Below are 592 nucleotides of genomic sequence, written 5' to 3' on the forward strand. Positions count from 1 at the left end.
AGCCCAGACGATCCGCGCCATCTTGTTGGCCAGCGCCACCCGCACCAGCATCGGCGGCTTACGCGTCAGCATCCCGCCCAGCCAAGTTCCTGGTCTCGCTGTGGCATGAACATGGCGCTTGATGATGACGCTGTTGGCGCCAATGATCAGAAGTCGTCGCAAGGATCGCTCGCCCATCTTCGTCGTGGCCCCGAGACGCTGCTTGCCCCCTGTCGAATGCTGCCGCGGTGTCAGGCCGAGCCACGCGGCGAAGTCGCGCGCCTTGCGGAACGTCTCAGGTGGCGGCGCTAGGACCGCAATTGCCGTGGCAATCAGCGGCCCGATCCCTGGAATGGTCATCAGCCGCCGCGCCAGCTCGTTCTCCTTGGCCCGCCGGGCGATCTCGGCATCGAGCTTGCCGATCTCCGTCTCGAGATGGGTGAGGGCTGCGACCAAGACTTGGAGCGTGGCGTTGGCATCGGCGGGCAAGCCGTTCTCCGGGTCCTCGACGATGGCGATCAGTCGCGCTGCGTTCGCTGCCCCCTGTGGCACGATCTGCCCGAACTCACCCAGATGGCCGCGAAGCGCGTTGATTGCCTGCGTGCGCTGTCGG

1 protein-coding gene is annotated in these 592 nt (G+C 66.2%); it reads right to left on the minus strand.

The annotated features are described in order from the left end of the window. Nucleotides 1-592, minus strand: a 592-nt coding sequence (locus IE101_RS19695) for an IS110 family RNA-guided transposase (RefSeq protein ID WP_189635523.1), incomplete at both ends; no start/stop codon positions are given.

It is taken from the genome of Gemmobacter lanyuensis (genome assembly GCF_014652355.1).
In the GTDB taxonomy this organism is placed as follows: domain Bacteria; phylum Pseudomonadota; class Alphaproteobacteria; order Rhodobacterales; family Rhodobacteraceae; genus Gemmobacter; species Gemmobacter lanyuensis.